The 15,772-nt window shown below is 61.9% G+C and carries 15 protein-coding genes; 3 read left to right on the top strand and 12 right to left on the bottom strand.

The features are described 5' to 3' along the window. Window positions 1–6: 6 nt before the first annotated feature. On the bottom strand, window positions 7–924 hold the full coding sequence (locus JFU48_RS20185) for a LysR family transcriptional regulator (protein ID WP_201137434.1): 918 nt from the start codon (window positions 922–924) through the stop codon (window positions 7–9). 103 nt (window positions 925–1,027) lie between these two features. Here JFU48_RS20185 and JFU48_RS20180 point away from each other — a divergent pair, with 103 nt between their 5' ends. Together JFU48_RS20180 and JFU48_RS20175 are read left to right on the top strand one after the other, a co-directional pair. Further along, the gene (locus tag JFU48_RS20180) at window positions 1,028–2,770 is read left to right on the top strand and encodes an amidohydrolase (protein WP_201137433.1); all 1,743 of its coding nucleotides are present in this window, start codon (window positions 1,028–1,030) and stop codon (window positions 2,768–2,770) included. 184 nt (window positions 2,771–2,954) lie between these two features. Beyond that, window positions 2,955–3,692 carry a TorF family putative porin gene (locus tag JFU48_RS20175; protein WP_201137432.1) on the top strand — a complete coding sequence of 246 codons (738 nt, stop codon included), beginning with the start codon at window positions 2,955–2,957 and terminating at the stop codon, window positions 3,690–3,692. 55 nt (window positions 3,693–3,747) lie between these two features. On the opposite strand, the gene JFU48_RS20170 is transcribed toward JFU48_RS20175, so the two are convergent. The 11 genes from JFU48_RS20170 to JFU48_RS20120 all read right to left on the bottom strand — a co-directional run bounded on the left by JFU48_RS20170 (window position 3,748) and on the right by JFU48_RS20120 (window position 14,510). Then, window positions 3,748–4,026: a DUF971 domain-containing protein gene (locus JFU48_RS20170; RefSeq protein ID WP_103521660.1), complete on the bottom strand. Its 279-nt coding sequence runs from the start codon at window positions 4,024–4,026 to the stop codon at window positions 3,748–3,750. After that, window positions 4,023–4,985: a HEAT repeat domain-containing protein gene (locus JFU48_RS20165; RefSeq protein ID WP_201137431.1), complete on the bottom strand. Its 963-nt coding sequence runs from the start codon at window positions 4,983–4,985 to the stop codon at window positions 4,023–4,025. Before JFU48_RS20165 ends, JFU48_RS20170 begins: the two co-directional genes overlap by 4 nt. Next, window positions 4,982–5,830, bottom strand: a complete 849-nt coding sequence (locus tag JFU48_RS20160; RefSeq protein ID WP_201137430.1) for an ABC transporter ATP-binding protein — start codon at window positions 5,828–5,830, stop codon at window positions 4,982–4,984. Before JFU48_RS20160 ends, JFU48_RS20165 begins: the two co-directional genes overlap by 4 nt. Then, entirely contained in the window at window positions 5,830–6,612 is a 783-nt protein-coding gene (locus JFU48_RS20155) for an ABC transporter permease (protein ID WP_045122486.1), read from the bottom strand. The genes JFU48_RS20160 and JFU48_RS20155 overlap by 1 nt, the downstream gene beginning before the upstream one ends. A gap of 139 nt (window positions 6,613–6,751) precedes the next feature. Continuing rightward, complete coding sequence (locus JFU48_RS20150) at window positions 6,752–8,176, bottom strand: ABC transporter substrate-binding protein (protein ID WP_201137429.1); 1,425 nt, start codon at window positions 8,174–8,176, stop codon at window positions 6,752–6,754. A gap of 209 nt (window positions 8,177–8,385) precedes the next feature. After that, window positions 8,386–8,631 carry a 4Fe-4S dicluster domain-containing protein gene (locus JFU48_RS20145; protein WP_003225615.1) on the bottom strand — a complete coding sequence of 82 codons (246 nt, stop codon included), beginning with the start codon at window positions 8,629–8,631 and terminating at the stop codon, window positions 8,386–8,388. Between the two features lie 25 nt (window positions 8,632–8,656). Continuing rightward, window positions 8,657–10,387, bottom strand: a complete 1,731-nt coding sequence (locus tag JFU48_RS20140; RefSeq protein ID WP_201137428.1) for a fumarate reductase/succinate dehydrogenase flavoprotein subunit — start codon at window positions 10,385–10,387, stop codon at window positions 8,657–8,659. Between the two features lies 1 nt (window position 10,388). Beyond that, window positions 10,389–11,135: a GntR family transcriptional regulator gene (locus JFU48_RS20135; protein WP_047597718.1), complete on the bottom strand. Its 747-nt coding sequence runs from the start codon at window positions 11,133–11,135 to the stop codon at window positions 10,389–10,391. A 223-nt stretch (window positions 11,136–11,358) separates the two neighbouring features. Next, complete coding sequence (locus tag JFU48_RS20130; protein WP_103520313.1) at window positions 11,359–12,327, bottom strand: Gfo/Idh/MocA family protein; 969 nt, start codon at window positions 12,325–12,327, stop codon at window positions 11,359–11,361. A 25-nt stretch (window positions 12,328–12,352) separates the two neighbouring features. Then, on the bottom strand, window positions 12,353–13,240 hold the full coding sequence (locus JFU48_RS20125; RefSeq protein WP_003225622.1) for a Dyp-type peroxidase: 888 nt from the start codon (window positions 13,238–13,240) through the stop codon (window positions 12,353–12,355). 232 nt (window positions 13,241–13,472) lie between these two features. Next, on the bottom strand, window positions 13,473–14,510 hold the full coding sequence (locus JFU48_RS20120) for an AraC family transcriptional regulator (RefSeq protein ID WP_201137427.1): 1,038 nt from the start codon (window positions 14,508–14,510) through the stop codon (window positions 13,473–13,475). Between the two features lie 210 nt (window positions 14,511–14,720). Here JFU48_RS20120 and JFU48_RS20115 point away from each other — a divergent pair, with 210 nt between their 5' ends. After that, entirely contained in the window at window positions 14,721–15,668 is a 948-nt protein-coding gene (locus JFU48_RS20115; RefSeq protein WP_201137426.1) for a SphA family protein, read from the top strand. The last annotated feature ends 104 nt before the right edge of the window (window positions 15,669–15,772 follow it).

Here is a 15,772-nt window from a genome sequence, read left to right as displayed (position 1 = left end):
CGCCAGTCAGTTCAATCCACGCTCGGCCAGAAATGCCGAGATGTAATCGATGAATGCGACGACCTTGGCCGTGGCCCGCCGATGGCTCGGGTACACCGCAAGAATGTGCGGGCCGAAGGTGTCGGGGTCGATTTCATAGTCAGCCATGACCCGCACCAGACGCCCATCGGCAATGTACGGCGCGGCGCTCCACAGCGGCGTGTGCAGCAAGCCGCGTCCGGCCAGCGCGCTGGCCAGCAACAGGTCGTAATTGTCGCTGCGCAAGCGCGGTGCCGTCGGTTGCGCCAGGCTCAGGCGCTGGCCGTCGCGCTCGGCCCACCAGAACTCGCGGCTGAGCAACGGGTGCTGATACAGCAGCCATTCATGCTGCTCGAGGGTTTGCGGGGTGACCGGCAACTCTTTGCGCGCCAGATAGTCCGGGCTGCCGCACAACGCTAGGCGGTTGCTGCCGACCATCCGCGCGATCAGCCCCGGCAGGTCGTCATGGCCTTCGCGCAAGGCCAGGTCATAGCCGCTTTCCAGCAGATTGACGAACGCGTCGCACAGATCCACTTGCAGGCTGATCTGCGGGTATTGCTGCAAAAAGCCGTCACACGCCTGATCGAGAAAAGCCCGCCCGTACGCCAACGGTGCAGTGATTTTCAGGCTGCCGCGCAGACCGTGCTGCAACTGCTCGATTTCCTCGCTGGCCTCCTCCAGCCGCTGCAACACCAGCCGCGCGGTTTCCAGATAGACCCGGCCGATTTCGGTGAGCAGAATCCGCCGTGTGCTGCGCTCGAACAGTCGCGCGCCGAGTTCCGTTTCCAGGTGATTGACCGCTTTGGTCAGGGCCGACGGAGTCTTGCCCAGTTGCTCGGCCGCACGGCTGAAACTGCCGAGCTGTGCGGTGACCACGAACATTTTCAGTGCACCCAGCTTGTCCATGCTTTTTCCATTCAGGCAAAAACGTTTTTCGTGAGGAAGGCGTTCTGTCGGCCAGTGTCAGCCACTAATCTGGCCATCAGACGCAATAACAAGGAAATCTTCAATGAAAAGATTCATCCCGAGCCTGTTGGTTACCGCTATAAGTTTTGCCTCGATGGAAGCCATGGCCGCCACTGATCTGGTACTGGTCAACGGCAAGATTTTCACCGCCGATCGTTCACAACCGGAGGTGCAGGCGCTGGCCGTGGAAAACGGCAAAGTGCTGAAAGTCGGTAGCGACGCACAGATCAAGGCGCTGATCGAGCCCGGCACCCAGGTCATCGACCTCGGCGGCAAGACACTGATGCCTGGCTTTATCGACAGCCATTCCCACGCGATTTTCGGTGGCCTGGAAATGGTCTCGGCCAACATGGAAGACGAAGTCGTCGCCCTCGATGAACTGGAAAAACGCCTGCGCGCCTGGCGTGACGACGGCAAGGCCAGACATGGCGATGTGCTGAGCATTGCCGGCATGAGTTCAGCGTACTGGGCGCAGGCCGAAGCGCTGGGCAAAACCTTCAACCACGGCGAATGGGCTGACGTGCCGGTGGTGTTCACCGGCAGCGATCACCACACCGCGTGGGCCAACAACGTGATGCTCAAGCGCGCCGGCATCGACGCGGCGTTGCTCAAGACCCTGCCCGCTGCGGAACAAGACACGATCGGCAAACTGGCCAGCGGCGAGCCCAACGGCTTTCTGGTCGATGCCGGTTGGGACCGGGTCGCCGCGAAAATGCCGGTGCCGAGCCCGGCCGATATGCTCACCGCGGCCAAATCCGCTGTGCGCTTCAACAACAGCCTCGGCATCACCGCGTGGATGGACCCCGCCGCCAACGCCGCACCGGGCGAGCCAGTCTTCGCCCTCAAACCCACCGAGAAAACCGTCGGCGTGCTGCCGGCCTACAAAGCGCTGTCGGAAAGCGGCGACATGAGCGTGCACGTTGCAGCGTTGCTGGTCGCCAACCCGAAAAGCCTGCCGGCCGATCTCGATACGCTGGATAAGGTGCGCCAGCAATTTCAGGGCATCCCCAACCTGACCCTGCCCGGAGTCAAGATCTTCGCCGATGGCGTGATCGAGTACCCGGCGCAGAGCGCGGCGATGATCGATCCGTACCGCAACTCGCACAAACAGGGCGAGCTGCTGATCGACCCGCAGCATTTCGGCGAACTGGTCAGCGCCATCGACCAGCGCGGCTGGCTGGTGCACATCCACGCCATCGGCGACCGTGCGGTGCGGGAATCACTCAATGGCATCGAACGCGCGCGCAAGGATCGGCAGAGCGGCATTACTCACTCGATCACCCACCTGCAAATGGTCAATCCAAAAGAGTTCGCCCGCTTCAAACCGCTGAACGTGGTCGCCTCGATGCAATTGCTGTGGGCCAGCGCCGATGACTACACCACCGACATGATCAAGCCCTACGTCAGCGCCCTCGCCTTCCGCTATCAATACCCGGCGCACTCGCTGCTGAAACAGGGTGCGACGATTGCCGGTGCCAGCGACTGGCCGGTGTCGTCGCCCAATCCGTTCAACGCCATGGCCCAGGCCATCACCCGCGTCGGCCCGTTGGGGGTGCTGAATGCCGACGAGCGTCTGGACCGCGAAACCATGTTCTACGCCTACACCGCCAACGCGGCGCAGACCATCGGCCTCGACCAGCAGATCGGCTCGCTGACGCCGGGCAAACAGGCCGATTTCATCGTGGTCGACCGCGACGTGTTCAGCGTCGACGAAAAAGCCCTGCATGACACCCAGGTTCTGCAAACCTGGTTTGGTGGGCGTCAGGTCTACACCGCCGCCCAATAACAACAGAATCCCTCACTCTTTTGTGGGAGGGGGCTTGCTCCCGAAGGCGTCCGGTCAGCAAACATTTCGATACCTGACCCACCGTCTTCGCGAGCAAGCCCGCTCCCACAGGGACTTTCACCCTACCCAAGCATTTCCACTGCATTTTCCAGCCCCCATAACAATCACAACATCGGGACTTCACATGAAAGCCTTGCCCTTGCTCGCCCTGAGTTCCTTGAGTCTGTTGCCCCTGAGTAGCCACGCGATCCCCTTGAACGACGACTTCGCCGTGCTGGTTGACCTGACTCTGGCCAGCGACTACCGGACCCGCGGCATCTCGCAAACGCAGAACGACCCGGCCCTGCAAGCCGGCCTGACCCTGACGCACAGCAGCGGTTTGTACGCGGGTGCCTGGAGCTCCAACGTCGATTTCGGCGGTGGTCTGAAAACCCGTCAGGAAGTTGATTACTACGCCGGCTGGCTGTGGCAGGCCACCGAGGACGTCAGCCTCGATCTGGGTTACCTCAAGTACGCCTACCCCAAGGAAAGCCAGTTCAACCAGAGCGAGGTCTACGGGATTCTCGGCGTCTACGGGGTGAAGCTGGCGGCGTATTACTCCAGCGATGCGCCGGGGGTCGACAGCAAGCAGAGCTCGCTCTACACCTATGTCGGTTATGAAACCGGGCTGCTGTTCGATTCCGGGCTGAAACTGCGTTACGGCAACATGGACTTCAAGGACCCGCACCTGTACTCGGCGTCCGGGCATGGCGAGAACAGCTATCGCGAATGGGAGGTCAAACTGACCCACAATCTGGCCGGGGTGGTGTTGGGCCTGAGCTACATCGACACCGATCTGTCGCAGAGCCAGTGCCTGAGCAACTGGGGATTCAAGGATATGTGCACCGCCACTGTCGTCGCCAGCCTGAGTAAATCCTTCTGAAAATCACGATTCCCCTGTGGGAGCAAGCTTGCTCCCCCAGATGATTGTGGTGAAGCTAAGAACCAAGTTGTGCCAGGTAGTCCCAAGGGTAGATCCCGCGTTGATGGCCGTCGCTGAACACCAGTTGTACGCCATACCCCTGCGGGTTGATCTCGATCAGACGAACACGGTCATCCACCAGCGGAGTAACACCTTTCAGGCGAAACGCACGGCACTGCGAGCACGGGCACTGGCGGCGCAGTTCGGCGTGATTGAACAGCGACTCGCGGCCGTCCGGCCAGCTCAGGCGCAGGGTCTGCTCGCTCTGTGAATTGCCCAGCGACAGCGGGTTCATTGCAGCTGACTCAAGGCAATCCGCACCGCTTTGCGCACTTCCGGATCACCGTCATCCTGCGCCGCCTGCAACGCCGCCACCGCGCCGCGATCATTCAACTCACCGAGGGCCAGCGCGGCTTCCTTGCGCAGGTTGCTGATGCGATGGCCGAGGGTCTCGATCAGAGCGTCCAGCGCCGGTGCAAAACGCAAGCGACCGAGACTGCGGGTGGCGCGCAAGCGCACTTGCCAATAGTCATCGCCGAGGGCGGCGATCAACGCCGGACCGGCGTCGCTGTGGCCGACTTTACCCAGCGTCGTGGCCGCTTCTTCGCGCACTTGCCAGGCAGCGTCCTGCAGCGCCTGACGCAGGGCCGGCAGCACTTCGGCACCGGACGCCAGACCGAGGGCACCGGTGGCGGCGCGGCGCACTTCGGTGTCCGGGTCGGCGCTGGCCAGTCGCGCCAGGGCCGGCAGTGCTTCGAGCTGTTTGAGCCAGCCCAGAACGCCCACGGCTTCGCGGCGTACGTTGGCGTCGCTGTCGTTGAGTGCCGCAATTGCAGCCGGTGCGGCCTCGGCGAAACGCAGTTCGCGCAAGGCACGGAACGCGGCGATCCGCACACTGACTTCGGCGTGATCGGTCCACGGCAGAATCACCCGGCCTGCCGCTTCGGTTTTGAGCAGACTCAGGCTTTGCGCGGCGGCCGCCTGCACGGCCGGAGACGGATCGGTCAGCGCCCGGCACAGCGCAGCCACCACCGGTTCGTCTTCCCACGCTTCCAGCAGCCGCGCGGCTTCGGCGCGGACTTCTTCGGCGGGATCTTCGCTCAGTTTTTCAACCAGCCACAGCAGGCCGTCCGGCTCTTCCAGATCAGCCAGTTCGATCAGGGCAATGCGCCGTACACCGGCATCGTCAGCGGTCAGACGCGGTTGCAGGGCAAGGATGTCGTCGTTATCGGTCACAGCAAAAAATGAGGTCATAGGGCAAATCGCGGCAAAGGGTTTTCGGGAGGCAGGCCGAGCGGGTTGAGGCGCGGCAGCGGTCGGGGGTTGTCGTGGCGCAGCAGGTCAAGGCAATGGCGTTTGAGGCGGGAGAATTCGGGGCTGGTCACCAGTTCGCTGGTACGCGGACGCGGGAAGTCCAGGCGCAGATCCTCGATGATTCGCCCCGGTCGCGCGCTCATCACCAGCAAGCGATCGGCGAGAAACAGCGCCTCGTCGATATCGTGAGTAACGAACACCACGGTGGTGCGGATCCGCGTCCAGATGTCCAGCAGCAGTTCCTGCATGTTCAAGCGGGTCAAGGCATCCAGCGCACCAAACGGTTCGTCCATCAACAACAGCCGTGGACGGTTGACCAGCACCCGAGCGATCTCGACCCGTTGTTGCATGCCGCCGGAGAGCTGATCGGGCCAGCGTTGGGCGAAGCCGTCGAGGCCGACCAGTTTGAGCATTTCGTCCGCCGCGCGATGCCGTTCAGCCTTGCCGATGCCGCGCATCTTCAGGCCGAAAGCGACGTTGTCGCGCACCGTGCGCCACGGAAACAGCGTGTGATGCTGGAACACCATGCCGCGTTGCGGCGACGGCCCGGACACCTCGCCGCCATCGACTTTGAGGCTGCCGGCATGGGCTTGCAGGTGCCCGGCCAGTGCACCGAGCAAGGTCGATTTGCCGCAACCGGACGGGCCGAGAATGCACACGAACTGGCCCGGCTCGATCTGACAATCCAGCCCCTGCACGGCTTCGAAAGCGTGTTGGCCTTCGCCGAGAACGATCGACAACTGGCGAATATCGATCCGCCCTTCGGGGGTTTGCATTGCGCTCATCAGGCTTTTCCTCGTGGTCGGTGCCAGGGCGTGAACAGCCCGCCCAGACGCTTGATCAGCAGACTGCTGCCCATGCCCAGCACACCGATCAGCAGCATGCCGACGACGATGTCGGCGTAGTTCTGAATGGTGTAGGACTCCCAGGTGTAGTAACCGATGCCGAACTGGCCGGAGATCATTTCCGCCGTGACCAGGCAGAACCACGAGGTGCCCATGCCGATGGCGAGGCCAGTAATGATGCTCGGTGCGGCGCCGGGCAAAATCACTTCCAGCAGAATCGCCCGGCGCCCCGCCCCGAGGCTTTTTGCCGAGGCGACCAGCCGTGGGTCGACCCCTTCCACCCCGTGCACGGTGTTAAGCAGGATCGGGAACAGCGCCCCCGTAAAAGTGATGAACACCATCGACAGCTCCGACGACGGGAACATCAGGATCGCCAACGGAATCCATGCCACCGCCGGGATCGGGCGCAGCACTTCCAGCGGTGGCAGCAGCAGGTCTTCAGCCCATTTCGAGCGGCCAATGGCGAGACCCAGGGCGATGCCGATGATCAATGCCGCGAGATAGCCGGCGAACACGCGGCTGAGGCTGGCGGTCAGGTGTTGCAGCAACTTGCCGGAATCGCCCAGACCCAGCGCCGCTTCGATCACGGCCAGTGGGGTTGGCACGTTGGCGAAGGTGACCAGGCCGAGGTTCCAGTGGTGGCTCGCGGCGAGTTGCCAGAACAGCAGGCAGAGCAGCAAAGAAGCGGCCCTTGGAACCCAGCGTGAAAATGATCGGTACACAATTTTTCCTCTCAACCGAGATCCCCCTTGTGGGAGCGGGCTTGCTCGCGAATGCGGGGTGTCAGGCAATCATTTGCTTACTGATACACCGCATTCGCGAGCAAGCCCGCTCCCACAAGGGAATATGGTGTGCCTAAGATCAGCGGGCAGCTACTGCCTGGGTCGTGGCATCGGTGAAATCGAAAACCTTGCCGCCCTGCGCCGCCGCATATTGCTGGGCCTGGCCCTTGAGCAGAAACGCGCTCAGGCGGCCCTTGGCATCACTGGCGAACCACGCCTGATCGGCGAGCAACTTGATCCCGCTGTCACTGGCCTGGGCATACACCGCGCGGATGTTTTTGCCTTCCTGCTTCAACGCGGCCAACGCAGTGAACGCCGATTCAGCCGAGGCGTACTGGCGCACCTTGTCTTCGCCGCGCACCCAGATTTCGGCGACGTGGCTGAAGTCAGTGATCGCTTTGCCGCTGGCCGCATCCAGCGCTTTCAACGGCGTCTGCGCGTAATTGGCGAGCTGCGCGGTGTAGTCCAGATTCGAGGCCTTGAAGGCGGCGCGGATGTACTGATCGTCGATGAAGGTGTTGAGGTCGAGGCCGCGATCAGCCTTCTTCAGCAGCTTCAGGGTGTCGATCGCCGTGCCCACTGCCTGACGGTACTCCGGCTTCCAGCTCAGGTCGCGGGTCTGCACGCCGAGCGGGCCGTGGAACAGGTAGTTGACCTCGGCATCGACGCCGGTGACTTTGGCGATCAGCTCGCTGTACTTCTCAGGTTCAGCGGCCAGCAACTGGTTGGCCTCGATGCTCGCACGCAGGTAGGCGACGACGATTTCCGGGTACTGTTTCGCGTAGGCCTGATCGACCAGTGCACCGTGGAAAGTCGGCGCATTGGCCTGGGCGCCGTCGTAGATCTTGCGGGCGAAACCACGGCTCGGGAACAGTTCGGCGAACGGCACGAAATCGGCGTGGGCGTCGATCTTGCCGGCCTGCAACGCGGAGCCGGCGACTTCCGGTGGCTGAGCGATGATGTTCACGTCTTTCAGTGGATCCCAGCCCTGCTCCGCCACCGCGCGCAGCAGCATGCCGTGGGCGGTCGAGGCGAACGGCACCGAGATGGTCTTGCCCTTGAGTTCGCTCAGCGCCTGCACCCCGGACGCACTCGGCACCACGATGCCGTTGCCGCTGCCCTTGATGCTGCCCGACAACACGCTGATGAACAGGCTGTGCTTGCCGGCGGTCTCGAACGCCACACCGTTGAACGCGCCAGGGAAATCGGCCATGGCGCCGAAGTCGAGTTTGCCGGCGACCATCTCGTTGGTCAGCGGCGCACCGCTGGTGAAGTTCTTCCACTGCACGTCGTATTTCGCGTCTTTGTAGGCGCCGTCGTGCGGCAGGTATTTGTCGAGCAGACCGAGTTCACGAATCAACAGTCCGCCGGCGGCGCAGTTGATGGTGGTGTCCTGGGTGCCGATGGCGATGCGGATGGTTTCGGCCGAGGCCGACAGGGTGAATGAAGCCAGTACCAGACCGGCGATTGCTGCACGCAACATGAGTGTTTCCCCTCGAATCATTTATTGGATGTTCGTCTCCGCCGCGATCAGGGCGCGGTGGGAAACGAGGGGGTTTCGGTTTTTCCAGCGTCCGGGTGTTCCGGGTAGCTGATGGCTTGCCACAAATCCCTGTGGGAGCGAGCCTGCTCGCGAAAGCGGTTTTTCAGGTGTCGATGTGCTGGCTGGATCACCGCATTCGCGAGCAGGCTCGCTCCCACAGTGGATCGGGTTCAGCGCAGGAGATAGGGGATGTCGACCTTGACGGCACCGGTCGGGCAATCCTTCTCACACGGCATGCAGTACCAGCATTCATCGAACGCCATGTAGGCCTTTTGTGTGGCCGGGTTGATTGCCAACAGGTCCATCGGGCAGACGTCGACGCACACGGTGCAGCCTTTTTCGGCGATGCATTTGTCCTCGTCCACGGTGACCGGGGCGTTGGAGCGGAAGAAGATTTCCTGGGCTTGATAGGCCATGGTTCGGACTCTCTCTGGTGATGCATCAAGCGGCGAACGCGCCCACGCGCAAGCGGTCGTAAGCCTGCATTTCTTCGGCATCGAGCGGGATGATGTACGGCTCGACGGGTTTCTTGAAACTGGTCATGCGGCCGTCTTCACCCTTCTTCAGATGGCAATGGCAGAACCACTCGCTGTCGTTGCGCTGCGGGTGATCGACGCGGTAGTGGTACAGGCCCCAGCGGCTCTCGGCGCGGAACAGCGAGGCGCGCGCGGCCATTTCCGCGCAGTCGCGGATCACGCTGGTTTCCATGGCGCGCATCAGTTCGTGGGCGTTGTTGGCTTTCATCTGCTCAAGGTCGCGTTCGATGTCGCTGAAGCGCTGCAGACCGATCTGCATTTTTTTGGTCACTTTCGGCGGTTGCAGGTAGTCGTTGACGAAGCGCCGCAGCTTGTACTCGACCTGCGCCGGCGGCAGCCCGTGCTCTCGATCGAGCGGTGCGTAGACCCGCGCTTGCTCCTTTTCGATCTGTGCGGCATCCAGCGCGGAAAACTCGCGCCCGGCGACAAAATCCGCCGCGTTGTGCCCGGCGAACCAGCCGTAGGTGAACGCGCCGAGCATGTAGTTGTGCGGCACAGCGGCCATGTCACCCGCCGAGTACAAACCTTTCACCGAGGTCTCGGCACGCTCGTTGACCCACACCCCGGACGCCGAATGGCCGCTGCAAAAACCGATCTCCGAGATGTGCATCTCGACCATCTGCGTGCGGTAATCGGTGCCGCGATTGGCGTGGAACTGGCCGCGACTCGGGCGTTCGTTGCTGTGCAGGATTTCCTCGATGTTCTGGATTGTTTCCTCGGCCAGGTGATCGAGTTTGAGGAACACCGGGCCGTTGCCGCTTTCCAGTTCCTGGTGGAACTCCCACATCATCTGTCCGCTCCAGTAATCGCACTCGATGAAGCGTTCGCCCTTGTTGTTGGCGGTGTAGCCGCCGAGCGGGCCGGTGACATAGGCGCAGGCCGGGCCGTTGTAGTCCTTGATCAACGGGTTGATCTGGAAGCATTCGAGGTTCGCCAGCTCGGCCCCGGCGTGATACGCCATGGCGTAGCCGTCGCCGGCATTGGTCGGGTTTTCGTAGGTGCCCATCAGGTAGCCCGAGGACGGCAGGCCGAGGCGCCCGGCCGCGCCGCAGGCGAGGATCACCGCTTTGGCCTTGATCACATGGAAGTCAGCGGTGCGGCAATCGAAGCCCATCACGCCGTTGACCGCGCCCTCCTCGTCGGTCAGCAAACGGGTGCAGACCAGGCGATTGGTGATGCTCACCCGCGCACGTTTCAACTGGCGATAAAGCACCTTTTTGATGTCGTGCCCTTCCGGCATCGGCAGCACGTAGGCACCCATGTGGTGGACTTTTTTCACCGCGTAATCACCGGTTTCGTCCTTCTCGAACTTCACGCCCCAGCGGTCGAGTTGCTCGATGGTTTCGAAACTGTGAGTGGCGTAGGCGTACACCGCCGCCTGATTGACGATGCCGTCGTTGGCAATGGTGATTTCCTTGGTGTACTGCTCCGGCGTCGAGTGGCCGGGGATGATCGCGTTGTTCAGGCCGTCCATGCCCATGCTGATCGCGCCGCTGCGTTTGACGTTGGCCTTGTCGACCAGCAGCACGCGCAAATCACGGTTCTTCTCTTTGGCCTTGATTGCCGCCATCGGGCCGGCGGTGCCACCGCCGATCACGACGATGTCGTATTCCTGCTCTAAGGTCTTGCGGGTCATGTCACGCCCCTTTTTGCCGGTCGATCCGCAGGCGGTACTGGAACGCATCGCCACGGTAGTAAAGGTGTTCGAAGTCCAGCGGCTGGCCGTTGGCGTCGTGGGTCAGACGCTCGATGCGCATGATCGGCGAGCCGGCCTCGACGTTCAGCGCCTGGGTCAGGTCGCTGTCAGCCAGCACCGCGTCGATCGCCAGATCGGCGTGACCGAGGGCGATGCCGCAGTCGTTTTCCAGAATCAGAAAGATGTCGCGAGTCACCAGATCGGCCTTCTCCAGCCGTTCGCCGATGGCTTTGGGCAGGTAGGTGATTTCCAGCGAAATAGGCTCGCGGTTGATCAGTCGAACGCGTTTGATCTGCGCCACGGTCTCGCCTTCGGCGACTTGCAGGCGCTCGGCGACACGTTTGTCGGCGGGGATGAATTTGAAGCTGCGCAGACGGTTGATCACCTCGTAGCCGCGCCCGGTCATGGACTCGGCGAGGCCTTGCAGGCTGCTGACGTTTTGAAAGGTTTTCGGCTTGGCGACGAAGGTGCCTTTGCCATGGATCTTGAAGATCAGCCCTTCTTTCTGCAGATCACCCAGCGCCTGGCGCACGGTGATGCGGCTGACTTTGAACAGCGTGCCGAGTTCGCTTTCGGACGGCATCTGGCTGTCTTGCGGGTATTCGCCATCGAGAATGCGTGCGCGCAGGACGTCGCGCAGTTGGGTGTGCAGCGGGACGCTACTGAGGGACAGGACGTTATCGGTCATCAGGGATCACTTGTTATAACGAGTTATGACGTGATCTTAGAGACGTTATGACAAGCTTGAGAAATACCGAATGGGCATAACCTTAGACACGACGACACACAGACCTTTGTGGGAGGGGGCTTGCTCCCGAAGGCGGTGTGTCAGGCGATGGAAATGCCAGCAATGCCGGCCTCTTCGGGAGCAAGCCCCCTCCCATAAGGAAATGGTGTTGTGGTCTGGAGGATCAGTACCGTTTGAGGATTTGGTCCATCACCCAATCGGTCTTCAGGGCTTGTTCGGCCACCGCCGGATGTTGCGAATCACCACGAATATGCGCGTTCATGCCGAGGACGTGATGCCACTGAATGTGTTCGTGATGGGGGATTTCCAGACTGATCTGTTCGTCGGCAAATAGCTGGACCGGATGCTCATCGAATACGGAAAAACTGATGCGCCCTCCACTGCCGATAATCTCCACCCGATCCTCGCGCCGATCCGCGACAAAGCTCCAGCAGCCCATGCCCAGCGCTCCGCAGGCGAAGCGCCAACTGGCGCTGACCGCGTCTTCCGCCGCATACAAACCAGCCTGGCGCGCGGTGAAACCGGCGACTTCGACGATATCGCCGAGCAGGTACTGAAACAGGTCGAAACCATGGCTGGCGAGGTCGGCAAAGTAACCGCCACCGGCCACGTCCGGGTCGGTTCGCCAGTTGGCGCTGCCGTCCAGATCCGCCGCCGAGGGGGCCTTGGTCAGCGTCCAGCTCAGGTGCCGCACCTCGCCGATGCGGCCTTGCTCCAGCCATTGGCGCACTTGGGCAAAACGCAGCAACGAACGGCGGTAGTAGGAAACGAACAGGTGCAAACCGGCGTCGGCAAACGCCTGCTGCATCTCGCGACTTTGCCCGGCGTTGAGCGCCATCGGTTTTTCGACGCAGCAATGCTTGCCGGCGGCGGCGACTTTCAGGCTGTAGGCGTGGTGACTGTCGGGTGGCGTGGCGATGTACACCGCGTCCACCTCGGGGTCGTTGATCAGTGCATCGACATCGGTATAAACCCGAGCGATGCCATGGCGCGCGGCGTAATCGGTCACCGCTTCAAGGCGGCGGCCCATCACCGCCACCAGCGCCGAGCCGGGTGCCTTGTAAAAGGCCGGCCCGCTCTTGCGTTCCGTGACGCTGCCGCAACCGATCATGCCCCAACGCACCACGTCCATGCTCAACTCCCTTTGTTTGAAACACTCAGCCGATGCGCAACGCGCGCAGATCGAGGTGGCCGTCCTTCAGCGGCGGGCACCAGTAGTAGCCGCCGGTGATCGGCCGGCTGATGCGATACAGACCGTCAGTGATGCCGTCTTCCAGACCGCTCATGCGCCGCAGCTGGGCTTCGAAGGCGTCCAGCGAAACACCGAACGCGAGGAACATCAGACCGGCACGCTCGCCTTCGATCCACGGCATCGAACGACGCACGACGAAGGCTTCCGGGGCGAAGCTTTCCTGGGCGGTGCGTTTGACGTGGGCGGAGACCGGCGCGTCGTCGATCTCTTCGTTGTCGCTGAGGCGACGGCCCATGATGTTGTCCTTGTCTTCGGCGGACAGCTTGTGGAAACCCTTGAGGTCGTGCTGCCACTGCTGGATCGCGGCGAAACTGCCACCAACCAGACCATCAGCGCCCTCGCCCAGCAACGCGGCGGCAATCGCGGCGTCATCGTGCGGGTTTTCGGTGCCGTCTTCGTAACCGGTCAGGTCATGGCCGTCCTTGTGGCGAAAGGTTTCCTGGGCCTGGACCAGACGCAGCGCCGGAGCCAGCGCGGCTTCGAAGGCGTTGCAGCGATTGAGCAATTCACCACGGTCGACACCGTGCAGCCAGACCCACAGTGCGTGCTGGGTCGACGGGTTTTCCACGCCGACGCCGGTCATGGCCGGGAAGCTGCGCAGGCCGTCGATCTGCACATTCAAGGCCTTGGTCAAGGATTCACCGAAACCGATCACAGCCGATTTACCGTCCACCAGATTCATCAGGTTGTCGATCGCCTGCGGCAGTGCGGCTACCGACTCAAGGGCGAAAAACAGGTGACGTGCTTGCGCAGGAACAGGGGTGGCGAGAATGCCCGGCTGGTAGTAACTCATGTGAACTCCTTGGGAAAGTGCGCGGGAGTTTACCTGTAGCCGGAGGGTTTGTGGGGTTGGAATACTGGTGAGTGGCGCACGGAAGCCTGTGGCGAGGGAGCTTGCTCCCGCTCGGGGGCGAAGCACCCGCAAACCCCGCCGGCAAGGTGTGTCTGGAGGAATGGCGTGGCAGGTTTTGGGTCTGCTGCGCAGCCCGGCGGGAGCAAGCTCCCTCGCCACAGGGGATCGATGTCTAAGCGGTGCTTGCATCCTGGCGCCACGCACTCGGGCTCATCCCCGTCCAGCGCTTGAACGCCCGGCGAAAACTGCGCACGTCGCTGTAGCCAACCTCTTCGGTGATGCGTTCAATCGGCATCTCAGGATTGGCCAGCAGACTCATGGTCCGCGCCTGGCGCACCTGTTCCAGCAGCGCCTCGAACGTCAGTGCATGCTCGGTCAAACGGCGGCGCAGGGTGCGGCTGCTCATGTTCAGGTCGCCGGCGATTTTTTCGATATGGCTGCCCCGGCTCAAGTCCCGGGCAATCGCCCGCTCCACTGCCTGAATCAGATCGAGTTTCTGGTGCACCTGTGCCGCTTCCAGCTCCAGCAAGGCAACCGCCTGACGCAGCGCGAGCGAATGATGATTGGGCAGGTTGACGTCCAGCCACTGGGCATCGATCAGCATGCGATTGTGCAGGCAGCCGAAGCGCACATCGGGCCCGAGCAGGCGGTGGTATTCGCTCAGGTAATCCGGCGCGGCGTGGACAAATTCCACGGCAATCGCCTTGAACTCATGGCCCACCAAGGCCCGGCCATACACCAGCAGGCTGGCGAAAAACTCTTCAACCGCAAACACCTGCACATCGGCGAACGGCAAGCGACATTCGGCATCGAGGTGCACCTGGTCGCCGACCACATCGACACTGGACACCACGATTCCGCCGGAGGTGTGCTGGTGGCGGATGCCCAGGGCAAAGGCATCGCGCAAGGTCTTGCACAGCGACAGCACGTGCCCGAGCAACCCCAGCGTACCCAACACATTCTGCGCCCCGACCCACAGCCCCAGCCCCTGATTGGGCAGCACTTTGAGCGCGCGTTGAATCATCGCCACGGCCTGACGGTAGGAAATGCGTTGCGCCGGATCCTGCAGATCTTCAAAAGTGAACCCCAGGCCACGGCACAGGCTTTCGGGGTCGATGCCTTTGTTCTGCGCGACTTCGGCGAGGGTTTGCAGGAGAAACGGCGAGACCAGCGCCAGTTCAAAAGTGGGGTCTTGGACTTTTACGTTCATGGGGGCTGACATTCCGGATCACGCTTGATTGTTATTTTTGTAACCGGTTATGTCGAAGGAAGTTAGCACAGGGTTGGCCGACTGTCCGCAGAAGCCCCCCTAACTGTCCGCCAATACCCTGCCCCGTCGCACGCCAAGCGCTTATTTCTATGGTGCCGGACGTTCTGCGTACCGGCGCCACGTCCCAACACAATAATAATGAGGACAGCCATGAGCCCGAACCGCGCCACATTCCCCTTGCGTCTGGCACTGACTCTGCTCGGTTGCTCCGCGGCCCTGTCGGCCCTGGCCACCGAAGCCGGGGTCGACAACATCGGCCCCGGCACCGACGGGTTCTTCATGCTGCCGCTGGAGGTCGACAGCCTTCCGGAGAACATGGTCGCGTTCAACCTCTACTACAACCATTACAAGTCGACGAAGCTCAACATCAGTTCGTTGGGCGGCAAGGTGCCGAATGTCGAGATCGAATCCACAGCGGTGATCCCGCGTATTGATTACCTGAGCCCGGTACGAGTGTTCGGCGGACGTCTGGCCGGCTACATCGCCCAGCCATGGCTGAAGCAGGAAGTCTCGGTCTACGGCGTCAGCGATACCCGCGAAGGCATGGGCGATACCACGATTGCGCCGATCATCCTGTGGGACATGGGCAAGAACCTGACCCTCGGCGCAGCCCTTGAAGTAACGGTGCCCACGGGGGAATACAGCGTCGATCGGCTGGCCAACACCAGCAACAATTTCTACACCTACAAGCCGCTGTTCTCCTTCACCTGGCTGCCGACCGACAAGACCGAAGTGTCGATGAAGACCACCTACAGCTTCAACGAGAAGAACAAGGACACCGACTACAAGTCCGGGCAGATCTTCCACTTCGATTATTCGGCCAGCTACAAGATCACCGACGATGTGATGTTCGGCCTCAACGGCTACTACCTCAAGCAGACCACCGACGACAAACAGTACGGCCACACTGTGCAGTTCGCCGGGCAAGACGTGAACGACGGCGTGCGCGGCCAGGTGTTCGCGATCGGCCCGGCGTTGCACCTGACCTTTCTCAAGTACGCCAGCGCGGAGATTCGCTGGGCCAAGGAGTTTGACGTGGAGAACCGGCCAGAGGGGGAAATGTTGTGGGCGAAGGTGAGTATTCCGTATGCGTTCTGAGTGCATTTGTAGGAAGGTGCGCGCGGATTTGTAGGCTGGAAACCTGAAAAACAGAGTGGAGGAATAGGCCTACAACGGCGGTCGAGATTGCCGGACAACGGAGG

This window comes from Pseudomonas sp. TH49, assembly GCF_016650625.1.
Classification (GTDB): Bacteria; Pseudomonadota; Gammaproteobacteria; order Pseudomonadales; family Pseudomonadaceae; genus Aquipseudomonas; species Aquipseudomonas fluorescens_H.
The sequence above is the reverse complement of the archived record's forward strand: the minus strand, read 5'-3'. Positions and strand labels throughout refer to the sequence as shown.